The sequence below is a fragment of the Streptomyces sp. NPDC088785 genome (assembly GCF_044750685.1).
Classification (GTDB): domain Bacteria; phylum Actinomycetota; class Actinomycetes; order Streptomycetales; family Streptomycetaceae; genus Streptomyces.
The window spans coordinates 367,048-389,279 of record NZ_JBIVKH010000004.1 but is presented as its reverse complement, the minus strand read 5'-3'; the positions used below and the strand labels follow the sequence as shown (position 1 = coordinate 389,279).

Genomic DNA, 22,232 nt, shown 5'->3' with positions numbered 1-22,232 from the left:
GAGCGGTCGTGACGCGGCGCGGTCGGCGCCGGTTCGCCGGAGCGGGTCCTCGCGACGCCGCGTGGCGCGGGCCCGCCACGACGGGCCGGATCACGACAGGCCGGTGCGGAGATCCGTCACGGGAACCCGGCACGGCAGGTCGGCGCGGGAGGCGGTGCGGGACGGCGTCGGCCGGAACCGCGCCGCCGGGAGGGGCGGGCGGGCGCCGCGGGGGTCAGCGACAGAGTGCGCTGGAGGTGCGCCGGTAGTCCACGTAGCGGCAGACCACGCCGGGATGCGTCGAAGGCATGCCCATATCCTCACGGCCGCCCGCCGCACTGTCAATGGACACCTTTAGGTGTCTCATTGTCCGAGACCCCTTCTGCCTGCGGGTTCGTCGCCGGATGGCGGGCCGCCTCGTCGGGATGGAGCCACAGCGGGCCGTTCCCCGTCGCGACCCGCACGGCGTCGGCCGGCGGCTCCGACGCGCCGGTGAGCAGCAGGAGTTCGGGCCCGGTGAGGCTGCGCCACAGCCGGACCGCCGCGTCGGCGCCGAGCGGGCCGGGCAGGTGCAGCGGCGTCCCCGCGGCGGTGGACGCGGCGTCGAGGTACGCGCGCAGCGGGCGCCAGCCCGGCACGCAGATCCGGCCTCCCGGCCCCTCGAAGACGAGCGTGGGCAGGGCGTAGCGGTGGCCGTCGGCCAGCTCCTTGGCGCGGCCCGGATGGGGTCCGGGCGCGCGCAGGCCGAACACCTCGGGCAGGGGGCGCCGGGCCTCCGCCCGGTCCGCGCGCACGGACTCCCGGGCGGCCGACAGCGCCCGGTCGTCGAGGAGCCGGTCCGGGTCGAGCCCCGGCACCCCGCGGACGGCCTGCGCGGCGGCGGCCAGGGTGTCGGCGGGCCGGCCCAGGACGAAGGTCGTCTCACGGAGCCTGCGCAGGACCCGGTCGGCGACCTGCCGGCCCTGCGCCTCGGCGGACCTGGCCACGACGGACGCGGGCCAGCTGGTCCGGGTCAGCCAGTGCAGCCGGCCGGCGTACGGGGCGCGGGTGTGGGCCGCGACGCCCTCGATGAACCCCTCGTACCAGCGCGCCTCGGCGTCGGGGTCCGGGGCGGGGTCGTCGTCCTCGTCGAAGAGGATGCCGAACACCCGGCGCCAGCGCAGCCGGGGCGCCAGCCCGTGCCGCAGCAGCCGGAGGACCGGCTCGGAGCCCCACGCCCAGGGGCAGGCGGGATCCGTGAACTCGGTGACGAGGACCAGGGGTTCGGCGCCGGTGCCGGCCGGCTCCCCCGTCCTCATGCGCGCACTGCCTTGCCGTCCGCTCCCCGCCGGGCCAGGTCCGCGATGGTGGTGCGGGCGAGCAGGGTCTCGGCGGCCGTCTCGACCCCGTGCCACAGCCCGGGCAGGCCGGCCGCCGCGCCGGGGTACCCCAGCGTCTCGGGGCGCTGGCCGCGCACGGTGAGGAACGCGCCGTCGACGGCGGTCATCACCTGCGCGACGGAGATCTCGGCCGCGTCCCGGCCGAGCCAGTACCCGCCCTCGCAGCCGCGCTGGCTGCGCACGAGCCCGGCCGAACGCAGGTCGCGGAAGACCGACTTGAGGAAGCGGAACGGAATCTCCTGCGCCGAGGCGATGGATTCGCACGTCAACGGCCGTGCGCTGTCGGCCGCCAGTTCGGCGAGCGCCCGTACCGCGTAGTCGACCCTGGCGGAAATCTGCATGTCACCGTCTTCCCGAGCGTCTGGTCCGGCGGCCCGGTCCACCCCGCTCCGAGCGCGCCGGAGCCGGACCGCACGCAATGGACACATCTTGACATCCTTTTCTCCGGGTCTCTACGGTCGGCCCCAGGATCTTGCGTTGCGCCCTTCGACGAGCAGGACGTTCTCCCATGACTTCGCACCCCGGACCCGACGCCTTCCACCCGCACCTGACCGGGTCGGGCGAACTCCCGCTGAGCGCGCGGCTGCACCACGTCCGCGCCGACGGGCTCGACGGCGACACCGCCCAGACCGGCGGGATGCGCCGGTTCGCCGCGATCAGCGGGGACAGCGTCGGCTCCGAGCGGCTGTGGATGGGGCAGACCCACGTCGCGCCCGTCACCGCGTCGTCGAACCACCACCACGGGGCCTCCGAGACGGCGATCCACGTGGTGAAGGGCCACCCGGAGTTCGTCTTCCTCGACGACTCCTCGGGCACGCCGCAGGAGGTCCGCATCCGCACGGCTCCCGGCGACTACATCTTCGTCCCGCCGTTCGTCCCGCACCGGGAGGAGAACCCGAGCCCCGACGAGGAGGCCGTCGTGGTGATCGCCCGCAGCACCCAGGAGGCGATCGTGGTGAACCTCCCGGAGCTGTACGTGCTGGGGAAGGGACCGGACGGCTCCGCACCGTCCTCCCCCACCGGCCCCACCGGCCCCGCCAGCCCCACCAGCCCCGGCGCGTAGAGCGGGCGCGCTCAGGCGGCGGCCGCCTCCCGGGTGGCGGCGGCCAGTTCGGCGCGCAGCGCGGCGAACCGGGCGTCGCCGCGCAGGGCCGCCACGTCGGTCGTCGCGGCCCGCGGCAGCGGGACGGACATCTCGCCGACGACCCGTCCCGGGCCCGCCGCCATCACCACGACCCGGGAGCCGAGCAGGACGGCCTCCTCCGCGGAGTGCGTCACGAACACCACCGTCGCCCCCGTGACCGCCGTCAGCGTCCTGACCTCCTCCTGGAGGCGCTCCCGGGTGAGCGCGTCCAGCGCCGCGAACGGCTCGTCCATCAGCAGGATCTGCGGTTCGGCGGCCAGGGCCCGCGCGATGGCGACGCGCTGCTGCTGCCCGCCGGACAACTCCCAGGTGCGCCGCCCGGCCATCCCGGACAGACCGACGGCGGACAGCAACTCCTCGGCCCGCGCCGCCCGTTCGGCACGGGCCACGCCGTGCCGGGCCAGCGCGAAGGACAGGTTGCCGCCCACCGTGCGCCAGGGGAAGAGGCGCGGCTGCTGGAAGACCACGCCGACCCTGCGCCGCACCTCCACCGACCCGGCGGCGGGCCGCTCGAACCCGGCGATCAGGCGCAGCAGCGTCGTCTTGCCGCATCCGGAGGGGCCGACGAGCACCACGAACTCGCCGGGACCGACCGTCAGGGAGACGTCGGCGACGGCCGTCACGGGGGCCTTGGCCGTGCCGTAGCGGACGTCGACCCCCGCCAGCTCGACATCCTGCGGACCGGCCCCGGGGGCCTGCGGGGACCCGGTCCCGGCCTGTCCGGCGCCGGGCACGGCGGCGCCGGGCGCGGCCTCCTCAGCGCGCGGCACGGGACAGCTCCTCGACGGCGAGGGCCTTGTCGAAGACGGACTGGTCCGGCACCGCGTCGACGGCCTTCTGACCCTTGAGGAAGACGGCCGCGTCGTGCAGGTTGCGGGCGAGCGCGCCGGGGGCGCCGGGCCTGCCGAGGTGGTCGGGCCCCTGCTGCTCCTTCGCGGTGAGCAGGACCAGCTGGGCGAGCTGCTTCCTGGCCTGCGCCGGGCTGAGGCCGAGTTCGGCGCCGATGGAGGTGGCGGCCTTCGCGGGGTCGCTCTTGGCGAGCTTGACGGCCCGGTCCTCCGCGCCGAGCCAGGCGTCGACGATCTTCGGGTGCTTGGCGGCGAAGGCGGTGGTGACCACGCCGAGGTCCGCGGTCGGCTTGCCCTTCGCCGCGATCTCCCGGCTGGTGACGAGGACCTTGCCGTCCTTCTCCAGTTCGGTGAGCGCGGGCGTCCACACGTAGGCGGCGTCGATGTCGCCGCGCTGCCAGGCGGCCAGCGCGTCCTGCGGCTGGAGGTCGACGAGGTGCACGTCGGAGGCGCGCAGCCCGGCCTCCTCCAGGGCGGCGAGCAGCGAGTAGTGGGAGGTGGAGCCGAACGGCGTGGCGATCTTCCTGCCCTTGAGGGCCTTGACCGACCCGATGCCCTTCTTGGCGACGAGGGCCTCGTTCTCGCCGATCACGTCGTGGATCCACACCACCTTGTACGGGATGTTCAGCGGCGCGGAGAGCCCCTTGGTGACCGGGCTGGAACCGGCGAGTCCGAGGTCGACGGCTCCGGCGATCACCGCCGTGTTCACGTCGCCGCCGGAGTCGAACTTCACCCACTTCACGTCGACGTCCGGGAGCGCCTTCTCCAGCAGCCGCTGGTTCTTCACCACCAGATCGGCGTTGGGTATCGCCTGGTAGGCGATGCGCACCTGGGTCTTCCCGCCGCTCTCGGCGGCGTCGGCGCCGTCGCCGCAGGCGGACGCGGTGAGCGCGACCAGGGCGACGGCGGCGGCGAGGAGGGCGGTGCGGGGCGGGGCGGCGGACATGACGGTTCCTTCGTACGGGGAGTGGGGACGGGTGGTGCGGGTGCGGGGGTCAGGATCGGCCGCGCCACGGGACGGCCAGCCGCTCCACGCCCTTGAACAGCGCGTCGAGGAGGATCCCGGAGACGCCGATGGCGATGATCCCGGCGATGACGACGTCGGTCTGGTTGTAGCGCTGGGCGTCGCGGATCATGCCGCCGATGCCCGGTACGCCGTTGATGGTCTCGGCGGCGACGACGGAGGTGTACGCGATGCCGACCGCGATCCGCACCCCGGTGAGGATCTCCGGCAGGGCGGCGGGCAGCCGGACGGACAGCAGCAGGGACACGGGTCCGGCGCCCAGGGCCCGCGCGGCCTCCACCAGGTCGCCCGGCACCTGGCGGACGGCGGCGGCGGTGGCGGCCGCGATGGGCGGCAGGGCGGCGATGACGAGGAGCCAGATCTTCGGGGACTCGTCGATGCCGAACCAGATGACGAGCAGCGAGAGGTAGGCCAGGGGCGGCAGGGTGCGCAGGAAGGTGACGGCGGGTTCCAGGACGACGGCGACCGGTTTGACGACACCGATCAGCAGGCCGAGCGGCACCCCGGCCAGGGTCGCGTACCCGGTGCCGATGCCGATGCGCCGCAGGGAGACCCCGAGGTGCTCGATGAGCAGGTGGCCGCTGAATCCGCGTACTCCGTCGTGGACGGTCGACGCCTCGACGAAGGCGTGCCCGACGTCCGCGGGGGACGGGACGAGGACGCGCGGCCAGACGCCCGCGGCGACCACGGCCTGCCAGCCCGCGATGAGCACGACGAGGGCGAGGAGGCGCAGGGCGGTCCAGCGCAGGGCGGTGGCGGCCGCCCACGCGCGGCGGTCGCGCGCGGGGCGGGCGTCGTCCGGGGCGCGGCGGACGTCCCGCGCCGCGCCGGTCCTCTCCAGCAGGCTCACGCGGCCGCCTCGGTGCGGGCCCGCAGGCGGGGCGCGACCTCTTCGCCGACCCGGTACGCCTCTTCGAGGTGCGGATACCCGGACAGGATGAACTCGTCGACGCCCAGCCGGTGGTACTCGAAGAGGCGCGCGGCGACCTCGTCGTGCGAGCCGACCAGCGCGGTCCCGGCGCCCTCGCGCACGAGGCCGATGCCGGCCCACAGGTTGGGGGCCACGGTCAGGTTCTCGGCGGAGCCGCCGTGCAGGGCGGCCATCCGGGCCTGTCCGATGGAGTCCATCAAGGCGAAGCGTTCCTGGGAGGCGCGCACGGCCGCCGGGTCGAGCCCGGCGAGGATGCGGTCGGCCTCCGCCCAGGCCTCGGCCGCGGTGTCCCGGGTGATGACGTGCAGCCGGATCCCGAACCGCAGCCGGCGGCCCCGCTCCTGCGCCTTCTGCCGTACGCGGGCGATGCGTTCGGCGATCGCCGCGGGCGGCTCGCCCCACAGCAGCTGGACCTCGGCGTGGCGGGCGGCGACGTCCTCGGCCGCGGCGGACGCGCCGCCGAAGTAGAGGGGGACGCGGGAGGCGGTGGCCGGGTCGGCCAGCCGGGCGCCCTCCACGCGCACGTGGCGACCCGCGAAGTCGACGGGCTTGCCGTCCAGCAACTCCCGTACGACGTGCATGAGTTCGCCGGTCCTTTCGTACCGCTGCTCCTTGGGGAGCGGGTCGCCGTACGCCCGCTGCTCCACCGGGTCGCCGCCGGTGACGACGTTGAGGGCGATGCGGTCGCCGAACAACCGGCGGAAGGAGTCGGCCTGTTGGGCGACGAGGGTCGGCTGGGCGAGCCCGGCGCGGAAGGCGACGAGGAACCCGATGCGTTCGGTGACGGCGGCGACGGCCGGGGTGAGCACCCAGGGATCCACGCAGCCGAGCCCCACCGGGGTGAGCACCTTGGCGAACCCCGCGCGCTCGGCGGCGCGGGCGACCTGGGCGAGATAGCCGAGGTCGGCCGCGCGGCGGGTGGCGGCGGAGGTGCGGCCCTGGACGGCGGTGACGCCGCCGGGGTCGCGGCCGTCACCGCCGGTGGGCAGGAACCAGTGCAGTACGGGGCCAGGGGTGGACATGCGGGCGCACCTCGTCGGGGTCCGGGAGCTGAGGACGGGGAGGCCACCGGCCGACAGCCCGCGCGGCGGCGTGGGTCACGCCCGGCGGGTGGGAAGAGAGCTGCGGTCAGCGGCGGGAGGGGTTGCTACGGCTCGACGGAGCGGTCAGCAACAGAGCGCGCCCCAGGGCGCGTCGGCCCGACAGAGCATCCCGGAGACACGCAGCAGATCCACGTGGCGGCGGGAGACCAGGGCGGGGTTCATGGCCGCATGATGACCCGGACCGGGCACCCGCAACAAGCCGCGTCCATCATGTGGATCCGCCCGTGCTCACCCCTGGGACGCGCGGGCCCGCGCCGCCTCGGGGCCGACGGTGTCCGGCTCCCAGCGCAGCAGGTCGCCCGGCTGGCAGTCGAGCGCCTCGCAGAGCGCGGCGAGGGTCGCGAAGCGGACCGCCCTGGCCCGGCCGTTCTTGAGCACCGCCAGGTTGGCCGGGGTGATGCCGACGCGTTCCGCGAGGTCGCCGACGGACATCTTGCGGCGGGCCAGCATCACGTCGATGTCGACGACGATGGGCATCAGATCACCCCGTCCAGCTCCGTCCGCAGCCGCGCCGCCTCGCCGTCGCGCGCGACGGCCTGGGCGAGCAGCATGCGCAGCAGGAGGACGATGAGCGCGACGCCGAGGATGGCCACTCCGACCCCGCCCATGATGAGCGTGACGCCCGGATCCTCGCGCTGGCCGGGTGCGTTGAGGGCGGTGACCGTGAACCACAGGAGGGCGGCCGCGACGATCGCGCCGATCATGCCGTTCACGTACCGGAAGGCGGCGGGCGAGAACACGGTGCCGCGGCGGACCATCGCCACCAGCCGCCAGACGCAGACCAGGGCGACCTGCGCCGCGAGCATGCCGGCGACGGTGACGAGGCGCAGCGGGGTGAGCGGGAGCGAGCCGTCCTCCGGGTCGGTGGCCAGCGCCCACACCATCGACACCTGCACGAACACGGTCCCGGCGAACACCGCCACGAGGACGGCGCGCAGCGCTCGTACCGTCAGTCGTCCCATGACCCACCCCTGTCCAGCCCTGTCGACCCACCGCACAACGATAGGAATCTATCGAGATTCGATAGATGGAGCAAGGGCTGACCCAGGGGAGGTGACCGTCGGGGTGGCGGCGGGGGCCGCGGGTCAGGCGGGCGCGGCGGTCCGCTCGTGCTGGCGCCGCGCGTTCTCCAGCAGTTCGGCCCAGGACCGGACGTCGGGCCTGCGGCGCAGCAGGGCGCGGCGCTCGCGGTCCGTCATGCCGCCCCACATGCCGTGCTGGATCCGCTGGTCCAGGGCATGGGCCAGGCACTCGGTGCGCACCGGGCACGGCTTGCAGATGCTCTTGGCGTGCGACTGCGCGGCGCCGTCGAGGAACATCTCGTCGGAATCCACCGCGCAGCAGCTGGCTCGCTCTTCCCACTCCACCTGCCCCGGTTGCCCCCGCCCGCGGTTTCTACGCCGGCCGCTTCACCGGGCGTTTCGCCGCGGGCGGTGAACACCGGGGCGTGCGGGGGACCTGCCGGGATCTACTGGGTCGTCATCAGACCGGCCCGCAGACGCCCTATCACCTGGGCGATCAGCCGGGACACATGCATCTGGGAGCAGCCGATGGCCTCGGCGATCTCCCGCTGCGTCCGCTCCTCGACGAAGCGCAGGTGGATCAACTGCCGGTCACGGTCGCCGAGTTCGGCGATGAGCGGCGCCAGGGAGTGGAAGTTCTCGACGAGTTCGAACCGCTCCTCGTCGACCCCGACGAAGTCGGCCAGCAGGGTGTCCGTCTGGTCGTCGGGCCCGCTGACGGTGGCGTCGAGCGAGACGGCGTTGTAGCCGTTGGCCGCCTTCTGCGCCTCGGCGACCTCGGCCGGGTCGAGCTGCATCAGCTCCGCCAGCTCGGCCGTCGTCGGCAGCCGGCCCAGCCGGGTGCGCAACTCCTCGGTGGCGCGGGACAGTTCGAGCCGGGCCTCCTGAAGCCGGCGCGGCACGTGCACCGCCCACGAGGTGTCACGGAAGAACCGCTTGATCTCGCCGGTGATGTAGGGGATGGCGAAGGAGGTGAACTCGACCTCCCGGGTCAGCTCGAAGCGGTCGATCGCCTTGATCAGACCGATCGTGCCGACCTGGGTGATGTCGTCCATCTGCTGGGCGCCGCGGTGCCGGAAGCGGGTCGCCACGTACTTGACGAGGGAGAGGTTGACCTCGATGAGGACGCTGCGCACGTAGCTGTACTCGGCCGTGCCCTCCTCGAGCCCGGCGAGGCGGTCGAAGAAGTGTCGTACGACGCCCCGGGCGTCCTTGGGCGCTATCGAGGACGGATCCGCGTAGGCACGGGCCACCAGGCTCTCGCCGCCCGTGGGGGCCGTGCTGTCGGTATGTTCCTGTCCGGTCACGCTGATCATGTGTCCGCCTCTGTGAACGATGCTCTCTGGTGTCCTGCGGGCGCGGAACGCTCCGCGCCGGTCGTCGTGGTCATCTGCTGCGGTGAGGTGGCGCACCCTCCAGAGGAGCGGGCCGGGAATCGGCGCCGGCCTGCTCCTGTTCGGTCTCGGGTGACGCCGGTTCACCGATGAGGTAGTCGCGGGTCCCGGTGATGGTCAGCAGCCGCTCCAGGTTCCGGGGGCGCGCGCCGAGCCGCAGGACCATGCCGGCCGCGTCGAGCCGGCGGCGCAGGGACAGGAGGGCCGACAGGCCCATCGAGTCGATGCCGAGCAGGCCCGCGCAGTCCAGTTCGAGCACCCGCGCCGCGGGGTGGTCGTCGAGGAAGCGGCCCGCCTGCGCCAGGAAGGAGTCGCTGGTGTCGTAGTCCAGCGCGCCGGCCGGCGCGAGCGTGAGGACGCCGTCGCGCAGGCCGGAGACGGCGAGGGCGAAGGACGTGTAGGCGGCCGTCATGCGGACCGCCCCGGGGCCGGAACGGTCAGGGCGCCGCGCGCCGCGGCGAGGATGCGGTCGGCGCGCGGGAAGTCCTTCAGCTGCTGTCGCAGGGAGTCGAGCGCGGGCAGCAGGCTCCGCGGCGGGACGCGGCGGGCCTGGAGGATGCCGGCGGTCCAGGTGATGAAGGTGGTGAACAGCTCGGCGTCGTCGACGTACACGGCGGTCGCGAGGTGGGTGACGATGTGGTCGATGTCCTCGGCGGTGCGCTCGCGCTGGAACGCGCTGTAGGCGCGCATCGGCGCGAAGGCGTCCTCCAGGTCGGTGAGCGTCTGTTTGACCAGTTGCCGCTTCGACTGTCTGACCAGGGTGTACTCCTGGTCGTTGAGGTGCGGCAGGTCGAGGTCGGGCAGCCGGGCGGCGTCGGCGGTGGGCCGGTCGAGTCCCCGGGTCAGCAGGGTGTGCGCGCCGACGGCGTCCGGGGCCCAGGCCGCCTGCATCCGGCGGGCGTAGCGGCCCTCGGGGCCGAACGCGGCGCCGCCGGCGATGACCGGGACGCCGGCCGCCTGGCAGGCGCTGATCGCGGTGTGCGCGGTGGGCAGGTGCGCGGGGATCGACGAGGACAGCAGGACGGCGTCCGCGGGCCGCTGGTGGAGATGGGCGATCAGGTGCTCGGTCGGCACCTGTGCGCCCAGGTAGTCCACGTGCCAGCCGCGCAGCCGCAGCACCTCGGTGACCAGCCGGGCGGGCAGGGCGTGCCATTCGCCGTCGACGCAGGCGACGGTCACCCGGCCCCGCGGCCCGGCGTGCCCGGGGTCGGGGGCGGACGCCGCCAGGTCGGCGACGGCGGAGACGCACCGCTCGTTGATGGCGGTCGCCGCGTGCTCCTGCGCGACCGTGATGGAGTTGGCCGCCCATTCGACGCCGACGCGCTCCTGCACCGGCGCGATCAGTCTCAGCAGGATCCGCTCCGCCGCGGCCCGCAGTCCCGGCGCGCCGGCGGGGCCCGTGGCGCGCCGCACCAGGTCGACGGCCCGCGTCTCGTCGCAGTCGACCGCCGCCTGCCACAGCTGCTCGCGCAGGTCGTCCGGGCCGGGGCCCGGCCCGTCGGTGAAGGTGCCGCTCTGTGTGCTCATGAGGTGAACCTGCCCCGGGTGTGCCCGTCCACGGCCGCGAGATGGTTCCGACGGGGTGCGGTGATGGACAGCAGGGCCAGATCGTCGTGCGGCCGGCCGTCCGCCCACTGGGTGGCGACCATCTGCACCCGCTCGGTGACCGCTTCGGCCGGCAGTCCGGCGCACTCGGACAGGGTCTGGCGCAGCCGCTCCTCGCCGAACAGGGTGTCGCCGAGCGGTCCGCCGCGCGCCTCGGTGATGCCGTCGGAGTAGAACAGGCAGGTCTCCCCCGGCGCGAGCTCGACGGCGGCCGTGGTGACCTTGAGCCGGTCGGTGGGGAGCGCGCCGATCAGCACGCCCTTGGTCCGCGCCGCCTCGACCCGTCCGTCGGCGCGCAGGATCAGCGGGGTGGGGTGGCCCGCGCTGGACACCCGCAGCCGCAGCCGGTTGCCCTCGCGGCGCACGGAGGCCAGGGCGAGGGTCGCGAAGCGCGTGTGGTGCGAGGACAGCAGCGCGTTGTTCAGCAGGGTGAGCAGTTTGAGGTGGTCGGCGGCGAACGGCAGCAGCGCCTCGATGGTGTTGCGGATCTTGCCGGTCAGGACCGCCGCCTCCAGGCCCTTGCCGCAGACGTCGCCGAGGACGGCGAAGGTCTCCCCGTCCTCGCCCGCGGCGGGGTGGACGTCGTAGAAGTCGCCGCCGATCCGCTCGGACGCGGTGGCCGCCCGGTAGCGGCCGGAGAAGTCGATGCCGTGCACGCTCTTGAGCACCGGCGGCAGCAGTTCCCGCATCAGCACGTCGGTGATGTGCGACTGCTCGGCGTAGATCCGCGCCGCGGACAGGGCCACTCCGGCGCGGGCGGCGAAGAGCCGGGCGAAGGCCTCCTCGGCCTGGGTGAACGCCGCTTCCTCGGACTGCCGCAGCAGGACGATGGCACCGGCGGGCACGCCGTGCCCGGGCAGCGGCACCACGACGACGGAGCCGATCCGGGCGCCGTCCTGCGTGAACTGCCGCGGGACCGCCCACTCCGGGACGAGCGCCGGGTCGATCCAGCGCGAGGGCACCGGCGGGAAGCCCGCCAGGGCCTCCGGCAGGCCCGGCATGCTGTCCGGGTCCACCGCGATCCGTTCCTGCTCCACCGGGCCGCCGGTGACGCACCGGGTCACCGGGTACAGGCGTCCGGCCTTGACGCCGACGATGACCGCCGCGTCCGCGAGATGCTGCGCGGCCATCCGGGCGGTCACCTCCATGCATCGGTCCACGTTCAGGGAGGCCAGCAGTTCGCCGGAGATCTCCTGGAGGACCCGCGAGCGGTTCCGCTCGACGTCCAGCTCGTCGCGTACGTTCCGCAGATCGCTGTCGTCGACCAGCCACCAGGCCACGGCGCCGTCGGCCGTACGGCTGGGGAACGCGTCGACCGTCGCCTCGCCGATCCGGCCCCGGGCCACCGCGACCGGGTCCCGGCCGTCGCCGGCGGCGGGCCGCAGGGCGTCGGCGTGCGCCTCGGCCAGCCAGGAAGGCGCCACGTCCGAGAGCAGCGCGCCGGCCCGCACCCTGTCGAGGAGGGCGCCGGCCCGGTCGTTGCAGGACAGCACGCGGCCGCGCCCGTCCACCGTGACCGACGGGTACGGGCCGCGGCGGCCCGTGGAGGCGCGGGTACTTCGGGAGCTCTTCGACTCCGTTGGGGTTTTCATCGCGCGGGGCCCCGCAGAGCGCGGCCCCCCACCCCCCTTCGCTGGGGTTCCTGGAGCAGACAACGACGTGGGGAGGTCGGCCTAGGCCGCACCGTCGTTCTTACGATCCGTCATAGTTGCCATAGGGCAACAGTCGCACGATCAACACCCTCGGGGCAACCACCCCCCGCCGACAGGGCCGGTCGCGGCCCGGAATCCGGCTCCGGGCCTTCTCTTGCGCAACGACGCGCGCAGCACACTGCCCTCGTTCACCAGAGTGATCTCTCTCAGATCTTCACAAATGCATCGAGATGATCACTTCTGCGGGCGGATACTTCGTGTGAATCGGGAAGACGTGGATAACGCGCCCCCGACAGCCTCACCCCGCGAGAGGTGTACCCCGTCTCATGAAAGACAGTGACGACCGCGCTGATCTCATCGGTCCACTGGAAGACCCGCGCCCTTCTCTGGCGGCGGACACGGCGGCGGCGGTCGACCTCCTCGTGGCGCTGTGGACCCGTACCGCCAGGACGACGGGCACTCCCCAGCTGTCCGCCCTGCAACTGCACGCCCTGCACGCCGTGCGGACGCGCCCGGGGCTCAATCTGGGCGCGCTGGCCGGAACGATCGGCACCGCGCCCTCGGCCGCCAGCCGGCTGTGCGACCGGCTCGAAGCGGCGGGCATGATCCGCCGCGAGCCCCCGCCGACCAACCGGCGCAGGATCGGCCTGATCCTCACCCGGCGCGGGCAGGACGCGCTGGACGCCGTGTCGGCCCGGCGGGAGCGCCTGCTCAGGGAGGTGCTCGACCGCATGCCGGCCGACACGCGCGCGCAGTTGCTGAGCGGGCTGCGGGCCTTCGCCACGGCGTCGTACGCGGCGGAGCGCGGCGAGCCGCACCACCGGTGAGGAGCGGGGCGGGGCGGCGGGTGCGTCCGGGTCAGGCCCGGGGGCCGCGGCCGAACCAGTCCAGGCAGAGCACGAGCGCGTCGTCGGCGACGTCGGGGCCCGCCCCCCTGTCCAGGTACGCGGACAGTTCGTGCAGGATCGCGCGGGGCACCACGGCGGCCGGCAGCAGGCGGGCCGCCTGGATCGCCCGGGCCAGCGCCTTCTCGCCGAAGGGCTCGCCCTTGCCGGAGAGCGCGGCGAACACCCCGTCGCTGACGAAGATCAGCCGGTCCCCCGGCCGCACCTCGAAGTCCTGGGTGACGTAGTCGGTCTCCTCGAACATGCCCAGCGGCATCTGCGCGTCGAAGTCGATGTGCTCCACCGTCCGGTCCCGCTGGCGCCACAGCTGGGGCGAGCCGCCGTCGACGACCTGGACGCGGCCGGTGTCCAGGTCGAAGGCGAGCAGCAGCGTCGCGACGTACTCCTCGCCCCGGTACTGGGCGAACAGCGCCTGGTCGGCCAGGGCGGCCTGGTCCGCGATGCCGATGCCCGCGCGCCGCGCGTTGCGCAGCGCGTTGACGGCCAGACTGGTCAGCAGCGCCGCCTGGATGCCCTGGCCCATGCCGTTGGTGATGCTGAGCGTGAGGGTGCTGGAGGTCTCCGCCCAGTCGAAGTTGTCGCCGTAGATGGCGTACGCGGGCTCCAGCTGGGCCCCGATCTCGTACTCCTTGCGGGCGCAGGCACGGCCGGGCAGCAGGTGCCACTGCACCTCGGCGGCGAGGGTGAGCCGGCTGGCGCGGCGGGCCTGGAGGTAGACGTCCGTGTCGCGTTCGGCGACGAGGATCTCGTGCCCCACGATGTCGGCGACGGCCGTGATCTCGTCGAGCACCTGCGGCGCGACCTTCTCCTCGGACAGTCGCACGGGCAGCCGCACGGTGAGGATGCCGAGCCGGTCGCCGTGCGCGGTGACCGGCACGTGGAGGTCGACGCAGTCGTCGTGCACGTCCAGCTGGACGCGCTCGCGGCTGTCGAAGGCCCGCCCCTGCCGGCTGCCGGCGATCGGCACCTGGAGGGCCTCGGCCGGGCCGTCCGCGACGGACCGCAGCACCGTGGTGCTGTAGTCGGCGAGCAGAAGGTCGACGTGCACCGCCCCGTAGTGCTCGGCCAGCGCGGCCCGCGCCGCCGGAAGGAGGTCGTACGGCGCGGCGGTGCGCAGCGCGCGTTCCACGGCCAGGAAGTTAGTCACGGCAGCCTTCGTCGGTGGTGCGAGCACAGCTCAGCGGTGGTCGGGAGATGAGGCCGAACGGCCGAACGGAACCATTGCCACACGACAAATATTGTCGGGCGGCAACGATTGAGTGTATCTCTCGGGGCCACGGCGTTCAGCGGGTGTGGGCCTCCGGCGCCGCGGGGCCGGGCGCCCGGCACGGGCGGGCCGGGACACACGTGTCCCCGTGAAGGGTTCATGACGGGTGCGCGGCGCTCGGCCGCCGGGCCCTCAGGCGATCGCCGAGGAGTTCCCGTCCTGCGCGCGGTCGAGGCCGATGCGGTCCGCCGCCGCCTCCCGCAGTTTCTCCAGTCCCTCGGACAGGACGCCGAGGTCGGCCGGCGCCATCGTCCGCAGGACCTCCTCGAACTCCCGCATGCGCGCCAGGCGCAGCTCGTCGAGGACCCTCGCGCCCTGCGGGCTCAGGGTCAGCTCGACCTCGCGCCGGCTCGTCGCGCTGGGGATCCGCTCCAGCAGTCCGGCGGCCTCCAGCCGGTCGCACAGGCGGCTGACGGAGGACGGGCCGGTGCCCAGCGCAGCCCCCAGCGTGCGCTGGTTGACGCTGCGCTGTTCCTCTATCACCTTCAGGGCCCGCAGCTGCGACGGCGGGAGCGGTCCGGGCGGCGCGGTCTCCAGGCCCCGGCCCCAGAGCACCTCGAGCAGCTCGGCCGCGCGGCTGGCGGCGTGCGCCACCTGTTCGGGGTGGCGGGGAGGGAGGTGTCGGGGCATTCCTGCACCCTCTCTGCGGGAGAGTGACGTGGGCGGACGTCGAGTTTACCGTCATGAATAATCCGCCCGGCACGGATCGGGCAAACCCGCGGTTCGGTTCCTGATGTTTAGCCGCGCCGCGCGCGGCCAGTCGGAGGGTGAGCACATGATGTCGATGCCAAGGGAGCGTGAGCGGACATGACCGCCAACGAGAAGGCCAAGGCGAAGAGCGACCAGGCCGTGGGCGCCGCGAAGAAGACGGCCGGCGAGGCCGTGGGCAACGAGCGTCTCACCGCCGAGGGCAAGGCCCAGCAGATGAAGGGCGACGCCCGCCAGGCCAAGGAGAAGACCAAGGACATCGGCAAGCACTGATCGTCCGGCTCATCGGCGAAGGGGCGGCCCCGTGGGGCCGCCCCTTCGCCGTGCCGCGTGCGGGTCCCGGGGCGGCCGTCCCTCGTGTCCGGCGGACGGCCGCCCCGGTACGGGGATCAGTTCATCGGGACCCGGTCGCCGACCACAGCCCGTCCTCGGCCTGCGCGGCGAGACCGGCGTCGGCCAGCGTCTTCAGGTGCCGCGCCACCGTGCGCGGCGTCCAGCCCACCGCCGCGCACACCTGGTCGAGCGTGCTGCCGCCGGCCGTTCGCGCCAGGGCCTCCAGCGTGAGCCGGGCGTTCTTGTGAAGCGGCGCCGCGGTCTCCCCGGTCGGCTGGGGGGTCCGGGGCGGCCGGGGTGCCGTCTCGCGCGGGGCGGGGCGCCGCTCGGCCGCACCGGCGGGGGCGGGGACGCGCAGCCGCCCGTAGCCGAGGTTGCGCAGCACCCGGTCCAGGTCGGGCTCGACCTTCTGGCCCGGCAGCGTCACCGGGGCCGTGGATTCCGCGCGGGGCGCCGTCACCGTGCCCACGGGCCGCGGGGTGCGGTTGACCGTGCGATGCCTGCGGCCCTTCTTCTTGGTGGTGTTACTCATCCGTCGCCTCCTCGAACGCGTTGATCATGGTCACGTGTTCAACGACGAAAGGGCCCGGAGGACGCGCCCGGCTCGAACTCGGTTGCGAGCGGGGGGTGTGTCAGCGCTTGAGGACGCCGTCCAGCCACTCCAGGATCTCGGGGGTGACGGGGTCCGTCAGGTCGGCGTACTCCTCGTGCTTCTTCAGGAACTTGGCGACGTACGGGCAGACGGGCACGATCCGCCCGCCCGCGCGGCGCACGTCGTCGAGCGCCTCGCGGACGAGCGTCGAGGCCAGCCCCTGGCCGGCGTACGCGTCGTCGATCTCGGTGTGGAAGAACACGCGCCGGTCGTCGCGGTCCCGGTAGGCGGTGAACCCGGCGGTGGCGCCGTCCACCTCGATCGTGTAGCGGTGGCGCTCGTCGACGCGGCGGACCACGGGGGTGGCGGCGGGCTGGGTCATGGCGGGTCCTCCGGAGGCGGTCGACGGGCGAAGTTTCGCCGGGCCGAGGTTACTTCACGGTCCGTGCGGGCCGGACGTGCGTCACCCGTCCCGCTCCACGTCGACGGTGGTCAGCGACGCGTACCGCCCGGGGTCGCGGCGCCGGATCCGCAGGGCCACCGCGAACCCGGCGACCAGCACCAGCGGCAGGGGCACCAGGAGGACGGCGTTCACGGCGCCGGTGCGCCCGGTCAGCAGGTCGAAGTGGACGACGGCGAGGACGGTGAGGACGGCGAGCCCCGCGCAGGCGAGCAGCGGCGACCAGACGACGCGGGCCGCGCTCATCCCGCGCCGGTCCCGGCGGAAGTAGGCCCAGACGGCGAGCGCGGCGAGCGCCTGCATGGCCATGATGCCGAGCACGCCGATGCCGTTGGTCCACAGGAAGACCTCGCCGTACGGGTCGGCTGCGAGCAGCGCGCCGACGGCGATGAGCAGCAGGTTGAAGCCGCTCTGGGCGACGACGGCGCCGCCCGGTGAACCGTGCCGTCCGCTGACCCGGCCGAGGCGGCGCGGCAGCAGGCCCTCGCGGCCGAGCGCGTAGAGGTAGCGGGCGGCGGCGTTGTGGAAGGCGAGGGTCGCGGCGAACGCGCTGACGATGATCAGGCCGTGCATGGCGTCGGCGAGCCAGGCCCCGACGTGGAGTTCGGCGGCGCTGAACGTCAGGTCGGGTCCCGCGGCGGCGCCCGCGAGGCCGACGGCCCGCTCGGTGCCGAAGGCGCCCATGATCAGCCAGCAGCCCACCGCGTAGAACACGGCGAGGAAGCCGATGGCGATGAACGTGGCGCGGGAGACCGTGCGGCGCGGGTCGCGGGCCTCCTCGGCGTAGATCGCCGTCGCCTCGAATCCGGTGAAGGCGCCGATGACGAGGACGAACATGCCGGCGACGCCGCCGGTCGCGAGGGTGGAGGGGTCGAAGGAGGCCGGGTCGAGGGCGGCGGTGCCGCGGTCGCCGAGGATGCCCGCGTCCATGACGAGCAGGGAGAGCACTTCGAGGACGAGGGCGGCGCCGAGCACCTTGGCGCTGAGCGTGACCTTCAGCCAGCCGAGGACCCCGACGGCGGCCACGCACACGCCGGACAGGACCCACCACGGCAGGTCGGCGCCGGTGGCGTCGTGTATGGAGTCGGCCGCGAAGTAGCCGAAGGCGGCGGCGACTCCGGGGGTGATCAGGTTGTAGGAGACGACGGCGACATAGGCGGTGCCGACGCCGAGGACCCGGCCCAGGCCGTGGGCCACGTAGGCGTAGAAGGCGCCCGCGTTGCGCACATAGAGGCTCATCGCGGTGAACCCGGCGGCGAACAGGACGAGCAGGACGCCGGAGACGAGGTAGGCGAGCGGGGCGCCCGCGCCGCCGAGGCCGATCGCGAACGGGGCGACACCGGCGAGCACGGTCAGCGGCGCGGCGGCCGCGACGACGAAGAAGACCAGGTCGGAGGTGCCGATCCGGCCGGCGGCGAGCCGGCCTGCGGCGGACCGCGGCGCGGCGGGGACGGCACCGCCACCGCTCGGCGGTGTGGTGGGGTCGAGGGTCGTCATGGATGCACTCCGTTGGGCGGGTGACGGGCGGGGACGGGCGGTTCGGGGACGGGCGGTTCGGGGAGGGCGAGAGGCGCGTGCGGGCAGGGCGGACCGGGGCCGGGCGTCGGTGACGCCCGGCCCGTCGTGCGGGCCGCCGCGGGGCGGCGGTGCCTCAGTGCCCGGGGGGCTGCGGGGCGAAGGACGGGTAGGCCGCGTCCACGTCGGTGGGGCCGACGACCCGGCCCCCGTGCAGGACGAGGACGCGGCGCGGATGGGCGGCGACGGCCTCGGGGACGCCGCCCGCCGCGACGGCCACCAGGTCCGCGCGGGCGCCTTCGCGCAGGCCGTGGCCGTCCAGGCCGAGCGCGGCGGCGGCCTCGTCGGTGACCAGGGAGGCGGCGGCGCGCAGTTCCTCGTCGGTGGCGAAGCCGCTCTGGAGGGCGATGATCGTGGCGCGCTCCAGCATGTCGGCGGTGCCGAACGGCCACCAGGTGTCGCGGATGTTGTCCGAGCCCGCGAAGACCCGCACGCCGTGTGCGCGCAGGCGCAGCACGGGCGGGATCGAGTGGCGCGGTCCGTTCGTCATGATGGCGACGCCCGCGGCGCTCAACGCGGCGGCGGTGCGGTCGAGTTCGCCGTCGTCGACGTCGCCGAGACAGTACGCGTGGCTGATGGCGACCTTGCCGGACAGGCCGAGCGCGGCGGTGCGGTCGGCGATCGCGCGCACCTGGGCCGTGCCGGCGGTGCCGCCGTCGTGGAGGTGGATGTCGACGCCCGCGCCGTGCCGTTCGGCGAGCCGGAAGACGACGTCGAGCTGGCCGTCGACGTCGCCGTCGAAGCCCGCCGGGTCGAGGCCGCCGATCAGGTCGGCGCCCTCGGCGAGGGCGGCGTCCAGGAGGTCGGCGACGCCGGGCGCGGTGACCACGCCGCTCTGCGGGAAGGCCACGAGCTGGATGCCGAGCCGGTCCGCGAACCGCTCGCGCACGGCGAGGAGCTCGTGCAGTCCGTCGAGCCCGACGTCAGGGTCGATGTCGACGTGGGAGCGGACGTGGCCGGTGCCGAGCGCGACCATGCGGTGGGCGAGGGCCGCGGCCCGTTCGCCGACCGGGACGGTGGGCCCGTGGCGGGCGGCGCGTTCGCTCGCGATCTGTTCGCGCAGGTCGGCCGTGGCCCGGTGGGGCACCCAGGGGCCGCCGATGAGCGTCTTGTCGAGGTGGGCGTGGCCGTCCACGAGGGCGGGCATCAGCAGCGCCCCGCCGAGGTCCACGGCGCCGGCCGGGAGCGGCGCGGCCGGGGCGTCGCCCCGGCGCTCACGGATGGCGTGCACGCGCCCGTCCCGCAGTTCGACATCGGCGGCCCGGCCGTCGGGCAGCACGGCGTCGACGAGGACGGCCGGGGTGCGGGGGGCGGGGGATGGGGACATGGTGCTCCTTCGTGCGGGGGCGCTGTGCACCCGTTGCGCGTGCGGCGCTGCGGGAACCCGCGGCGGGCGGTGTCGGTGAGTGCCCTGTTCAGCGGGGTGCCGCGCCAAGCTAACTGGTATACCAAATACCAGGCAATGGCCTCGGGGAAGATTTTTCGGCCGCGCCTGGATCTGCGAGGATGCCGACGGCGGCAGTCCGCCGCACCGCCCGACCGCCCGCACCGCCCGCCCCCGACCCCGCCCGGAGCCCCCTGTGCCGACCGTGCCGACCTCGCGCCCCACCGGGCCCCGCACCTCCGCCATCGGGGACACCCAGCTGTCCCTGCGCGACCGGGTCTACGTGGAGCTGCGCGAGCGGATCATCGAGGGCCGGTATCCCGCGGGCCTGCGCCTGGTGGAACGCGAACTCGCCGAGGAGCTGGGGGTCTCGCGCGTGCCCGTGCGCGAGGCGATGCAGCGCTTGGAGGCGGAGCGGTTCCTCACGGTGCAGGCGCGGCGCGGCGCCGTGGTCGCCGATTTCGGGCCCGCCGACGCGGAGCACCTCTTCGACGTGCGGGAGAACCTGGAGGAGCTGGCCGCCGGGCTGGCCGCGCGCCGCCGTGACCCGGCGGGCCTGCGCACCCTGGCCCAGCTGCTGGGGCGCACCCGCAGGGCGTCCGCGGCGGGCCGGCTGCGCGACGTGGTGAACCTCAATGCGGACTTCCACCGGGCCGTCGCCGAGGCGTCGGGCAACCCGGTCCTCATCGACCTGATGGCGCCGCTGGACTCCCGGCTGCGCCGGCTGTTCCACCTGACCTCGGTGCCGGACGACGCCGGGCCGATGTGCGGCGAGCACGAGCGGCTGCACGAGGCGATCGGCGCGGGGGACGAGGAGGCGGCCCGGGCCCTGGCGCGGGCCCACGTGGCCGGCACCCGCGCGGCGGCGCTCGCCCTGCTGGCCGCGCACGCCCGGACGGACGGCGCCGGCCCCGCCCCGGACGGGGCCGCGGACCCGGGACCGGACCCGGCGTAGGGGTGCCGCGCCCGGCGCCCGCCCCCCGCTCGGGACGTCGCGGGTGTGAACGGCGCGAGACGGGTACCCGTCGGCGGCCGTGCCGAGGAAAGGAAGCTCGCCGTGATCGTCGTGGCGATCGTGGCGCTCCCCGTGCTGGGGGCGCTGCTGCTGGTCGGAGACCTGATCGAGGACTGGCTCTCGCGGGAGGGCCCCCGGCACGCGCGCGCCCACCGGCGCCTCTGCACGCCACGGGGCGGTGCGGTGCGGCGCCGCACCGGGGGCACGGGGTACGGCTCGCACGGCAGCGGGTCGCATGCGGCCTGACCGACCGGCCCCGGCATGCGCCGCTGTGCGATCTTTGTTCGACTGTGGAGCATGATGTCTGCTGCCGAGGGGGCCTCGGGCCCCGGCTCCGGGCCGGACGCGTACGTACCGGATCCGCGGCGCTGGAAGGCGCTGTGGGTCACGCTCGTGGCGGGTTTCATGAGCCTGCTCGACGTCACGATCGTCGCGGTGGCGCTGCCGACCGTCCAGCGTGACCTGCACGCCTCGGCCGCGCAGGTGCAGTGGGTGGTGTCCGGGTACGCCCTCACCTTCGCCCTCGCGCTGGTCACGGCGGGACGTCTCGGGGACGCCCTGGACCGACGGCGCATCTTCCTGCTGGCCCTCGGGGCGTTCGTGCTGTGCAGCGCGGCGTGCGGCGCCGCGCCCGACGTCACCTCGCTGGTGGTGGCCCGGCTCGCCCAGGGGCTGGCCGCCGGCTGCATGGCGCCGCAGAACTCGGCGCTCATCCAGCAGATGTTCCGGGGCGCCGAGCGCGGCCGGGCGTTCGGCCTGTTCGGGTCGGTCGTCGGCATCTCGTCCGCCGTCGGCCCGATCACCGGCGGCGCCATCCTCGCGCTGGCCTCCGGCCCGCAGGGCTGGCGGTGGATCTTCTACGTCAACGTGCCGATCGGTGTCGTCGCCGTCCTGCTCGGCCGCCGGCTGCTCCCCCGGGTGCGGCGCACCGGCAGGGGCTCGGTCGACCTGCCCGGTGTCCTGCTGCTGGGCGCGGGTGTCCTGGCCGTCATGTACCCGCTGGTGCAGGCCGACTCCGGCGGCATCGGACGCCTGTGGTGGCTGTGGCCCGTCGGCGCCGGGCTCCTGGCCGCCTTCGTCTGGTGGCAGCGGCGTCTCGTCGCCCGGGACGGGCAGCCGCTGCTCGACCCTCGGCTGTTCACGACCGTGCGCGGCTACGCCGTCGGCGCCGGTGTCGGCACCCTGTACTTCATCGGGTTCAGCGGGGTCTGGCTGGTCTTCGCGCTCTACTACCAGCACGGTCTCGGCTTCTCCCCGCTGCGCTCCGGTCTCGCCGTCACGCCGTTCGCCGTGGGGTCCGCGAGCGCGGCGGTGGTCGCCGGGCGGCTCGTCGACCGGTTCGGGCGGCGGCTGACCGTCTGGGGCCTGGCCGCCGCCATCGCCGGCCTGGGCGGCACGGCGCTGCTGCTGCGCTACGGGCCGGTGGACGCGGCGCCCTGGATCGCCGCCCCGGCGCTCTTCCTCGGCGGCATCGGCGGCGGCTTCGTCGTCTCGCCCAACATCACCATGACCCTGCGGGACGTGCCCGTGCGTATGGCGGGCGCCGCCGGGGGCGCGCTCCAGACGGGCCAGCGGCTCGGCGCCGCCGTGGGCACCGCGGCGCTGCCGGGCCTGTTCTACCTGGTCCTGGGCCGCGCCGACGACTACCGCCGCGCCCTGTTCGTGGCGCTGGTGGCCGCGCTCACCGCGATGCTGGCCTCGCTGGCCCTGGCCACGTTCGACTGGACGCGGGACCGCCGGGCCCGGCAACGGCACGCCGACTGCGCGGACGAGGTGGCCAACACCCCGGTCCACCACTGGCAGAGCTGACCCGCCACGGGGGCGGGCAGCGCCGGTCCTTCCGCGTGCGGCCCGCCGGGAGCGCTGATATCCAGGGCCCATCGGGTGACCACAGGCGCGGCCGGACCGGTCC

At 74.6% G+C, this 22,232-nt stretch carries 26 protein-coding genes; 6 read left to right on the top strand and 20 right to left on the bottom strand.

Going from position 1 to position 22,232, the window contains the following annotated elements; genetic code table 11:
* Positions 1-320: 320 nt before the first annotated feature.
* Both ACIP5K_RS15770 and ACIP5K_RS15765 read right to left on the bottom strand, forming a co-directional pair.
* Positions 321-1,277, bottom strand: a complete 957-nt coding sequence (locus ACIP5K_RS15770) for a DsbA family protein (protein WP_401409737.1) — start codon at positions 1,275-1,277, stop codon at positions 321-323.
* Positions 1,274-1,699, bottom strand: coding sequence for an RrF2 family transcriptional regulator (locus ACIP5K_RS15765; protein ID WP_401409735.1), 426 nt, complete (start codon positions 1,697-1,699; stop codon positions 1,274-1,276). Before ACIP5K_RS15765 ends, ACIP5K_RS15770 begins: the two co-directional genes overlap by 4 nt.
* Before the next feature lie 167 nt (positions 1,700-1,866).
* Between ACIP5K_RS15765 and ACIP5K_RS15760 the strand changes: the two genes are divergently transcribed.
* The gene (locus tag ACIP5K_RS15760; protein WP_401409734.1) at positions 1,867-2,421 is read left to right on the top strand and encodes a cupin domain-containing protein; all 555 of its coding nucleotides are present in this window, start codon (positions 1,867-1,869) and stop codon (positions 2,419-2,421) included.
* A gap of 11 nt (positions 2,422-2,432) precedes the next feature.
* Here ACIP5K_RS15760 and ACIP5K_RS15755 read toward each other — a convergent pair whose 3' ends face one another.
* From ACIP5K_RS15755 to ACIP5K_RS15700, 12 genes are all read right to left on the bottom strand, one after another.
* Positions 2,433-3,167 (bottom strand): ABC transporter ATP-binding protein, encoded by a 735-nt coding sequence (locus ACIP5K_RS15755; RefSeq protein WP_401410217.1) that lies wholly within the window; start codon positions 3,165-3,167, stop codon positions 2,433-2,435.
* A 91-nt stretch (positions 3,168-3,258) separates the two neighbouring features.
* Entirely contained in the window at positions 3,259-4,296 is a 1,038-nt protein-coding gene (locus ACIP5K_RS15750) for an ABC transporter substrate-binding protein (RefSeq protein ID WP_401409732.1), read from the bottom strand.
* A 49-nt stretch (positions 4,297-4,345) separates the two neighbouring features.
* Complete coding sequence (locus ACIP5K_RS15745) at positions 4,346-5,215, bottom strand: ABC transporter permease (protein ID WP_401410215.1); 870 nt, start codon at positions 5,213-5,215, stop codon at positions 4,346-4,348.
* 5 nt (positions 5,216-5,220) lie between these two features.
* On the bottom strand, positions 5,221-6,327 hold the full coding sequence (locus tag ACIP5K_RS15740) for an LLM class flavin-dependent oxidoreductase (RefSeq protein ID WP_401409730.1): 1,107 nt from the start codon (positions 6,325-6,327) through the stop codon (positions 5,221-5,223).
* 144 nt (positions 6,328-6,471) lie between these two features.
* Positions 6,472-6,570, bottom strand: a complete 99-nt coding sequence (locus ACIP5K_RS15735) for a putative leader peptide (RefSeq protein ID WP_401409728.1) — start codon at positions 6,568-6,570, stop codon at positions 6,472-6,474.
* Positions 6,571-6,636: 66 nt separating this feature from the next.
* Positions 6,637-6,885: a helix-turn-helix domain-containing protein gene (locus ACIP5K_RS15730; protein ID WP_401409727.1), complete on the bottom strand. Its 249-nt coding sequence runs from the start codon at positions 6,883-6,885 to the stop codon at positions 6,637-6,639.
* Positions 6,885-7,370, bottom strand: coding sequence for a DUF2975 domain-containing protein (locus tag ACIP5K_RS15725; RefSeq protein ID WP_401409725.1), 486 nt, complete (start codon positions 7,368-7,370; stop codon positions 6,885-6,887). The genes ACIP5K_RS15730 and ACIP5K_RS15725 overlap by 1 nt, the downstream gene beginning before the upstream one ends.
* A gap of 123 nt (positions 7,371-7,493) precedes the next feature.
* Positions 7,494-7,775 carry a WhiB family transcriptional regulator gene (locus tag ACIP5K_RS15720; RefSeq protein ID WP_401409723.1) on the bottom strand — a complete coding sequence of 94 codons (282 nt, stop codon included), beginning with the start codon at positions 7,773-7,775 and terminating at the stop codon, positions 7,494-7,496.
* A gap of 101 nt (positions 7,776-7,876) precedes the next feature.
* Entirely contained in the window at positions 7,877-8,746 is an 870-nt protein-coding gene (locus tag ACIP5K_RS15715; protein ID WP_401409722.1) for a SigB/SigF/SigG family RNA polymerase sigma factor, read from the bottom strand.
* A gap of 70 nt (positions 8,747-8,816) precedes the next feature.
* On the bottom strand, positions 8,817-9,236 hold the full coding sequence (locus tag ACIP5K_RS15710) for an STAS domain-containing protein (RefSeq protein WP_401409720.1): 420 nt from the start codon (positions 9,234-9,236) through the stop codon (positions 8,817-8,819).
* Positions 9,233-10,351, bottom strand: coding sequence for a B12-binding domain-containing protein (locus ACIP5K_RS15705; RefSeq protein WP_401409718.1), 1,119 nt, complete (start codon positions 10,349-10,351; stop codon positions 9,233-9,235). Before ACIP5K_RS15705 ends, ACIP5K_RS15710 begins: the two co-directional genes overlap by 4 nt.
* Positions 10,348-12,021: a PP2C family protein-serine/threonine phosphatase gene (locus ACIP5K_RS15700; RefSeq protein ID WP_401409716.1), complete on the bottom strand. Its 1,674-nt coding sequence runs from the start codon at positions 12,019-12,021 to the stop codon at positions 10,348-10,350. The genes ACIP5K_RS15705 and ACIP5K_RS15700 overlap by 4 nt, the downstream gene beginning before the upstream one ends.
* Positions 12,022-12,407: 386 nt before the next feature.
* Between ACIP5K_RS15700 and ACIP5K_RS15695 the strand changes: the two genes are divergently transcribed.
* Entirely contained in the window at positions 12,408-12,908 is a 501-nt protein-coding gene (locus tag ACIP5K_RS15695) for a MarR family winged helix-turn-helix transcriptional regulator (protein WP_401409714.1), read from the top strand.
* 31 nt (positions 12,909-12,939) lie between these two features.
* Here the strand turns inward: ACIP5K_RS15695 and ACIP5K_RS15690 are convergent, their stop codons facing one another.
* Together ACIP5K_RS15690 and ACIP5K_RS15685 are read right to left on the bottom strand one after the other, a co-directional pair.
* A complete protein-coding gene (locus tag ACIP5K_RS15690; RefSeq protein WP_401409713.1) occupies positions 12,940-14,133 on the bottom strand; it encodes a PP2C family protein-serine/threonine phosphatase in 1,194 nt (397 codons plus the stop codon).
* A 252-nt stretch (positions 14,134-14,385) separates the two neighbouring features.
* Positions 14,386-14,883 carry a MarR family winged helix-turn-helix transcriptional regulator gene (locus tag ACIP5K_RS15685; RefSeq protein ID WP_401409712.1) on the bottom strand — a complete coding sequence of 166 codons (498 nt, stop codon included), beginning with the start codon at positions 14,881-14,883 and terminating at the stop codon, positions 14,386-14,388.
* Between the two features lie 177 nt (positions 14,884-15,060).
* Between ACIP5K_RS15685 and ACIP5K_RS15680 the strand changes: the two genes are divergently transcribed.
* Positions 15,061-15,234, top strand: coding sequence for a CsbD family protein (locus ACIP5K_RS15680; protein WP_401409710.1), 174 nt, complete (start codon positions 15,061-15,063; stop codon positions 15,232-15,234).
* Between the two features lie 121 nt (positions 15,235-15,355).
* On the opposite strand, the gene ACIP5K_RS15675 is transcribed toward ACIP5K_RS15680, so the two are convergent.
* From ACIP5K_RS15675 to ACIP5K_RS15660, 4 genes are all read right to left on the bottom strand, one after another.
* Positions 15,356-15,826, bottom strand: coding sequence for a helix-turn-helix domain-containing protein (locus tag ACIP5K_RS15675; protein WP_401409708.1), 471 nt, complete (start codon positions 15,824-15,826; stop codon positions 15,356-15,358).
* Positions 15,827-15,926: 100 nt separating this feature from the next.
* Positions 15,927-16,268, bottom strand: a complete 342-nt coding sequence (locus ACIP5K_RS15670; RefSeq protein ID WP_401409707.1) for a GNAT family N-acetyltransferase — start codon at positions 16,266-16,268, stop codon at positions 15,927-15,929.
* 81 nt (positions 16,269-16,349) lie between these two features.
* A complete protein-coding gene (locus ACIP5K_RS15665; protein WP_401409705.1) occupies positions 16,350-17,843 on the bottom strand; it encodes an APC family permease in 1,494 nt (497 codons plus the stop codon).
* A gap of 154 nt (positions 17,844-17,997) precedes the next feature.
* Positions 17,998-19,248, bottom strand: coding sequence for an amidohydrolase family protein (locus ACIP5K_RS15660; RefSeq protein WP_401409703.1), 1,251 nt, complete (start codon positions 19,246-19,248; stop codon positions 17,998-18,000).
* A gap of 253 nt (positions 19,249-19,501) precedes the next feature.
* On the opposite strand from ACIP5K_RS15660, the gene ACIP5K_RS15655 reads away from it, so the two are divergent.
* The 3 genes from ACIP5K_RS15655 to ACIP5K_RS15645 all read left to right on the top strand — a co-directional run bounded on the left by ACIP5K_RS15655 (position 19,502) and on the right by ACIP5K_RS15645 (position 22,129).
* Positions 19,502-20,260, top strand: a complete 759-nt coding sequence (locus ACIP5K_RS15655; RefSeq protein ID WP_401409702.1) for a GntR family transcriptional regulator — start codon at positions 19,502-19,504, stop codon at positions 20,258-20,260.
* 102 nt (positions 20,261-20,362) lie between these two features.
* Positions 20,363-20,566, top strand: a complete 204-nt coding sequence (locus tag ACIP5K_RS15650; RefSeq protein ID WP_401409701.1) for a hypothetical protein — start codon at positions 20,363-20,365, stop codon at positions 20,564-20,566.
* A 51-nt stretch (positions 20,567-20,617) separates the two neighbouring features.
* Positions 20,618-22,129 (top strand): MFS transporter, encoded by a 1,512-nt coding sequence (locus tag ACIP5K_RS15645; protein WP_401409699.1) that lies wholly within the window; start codon positions 20,618-20,620, stop codon positions 22,127-22,129.
* Positions 22,130-22,232 lie beyond the last annotated feature (103 nt).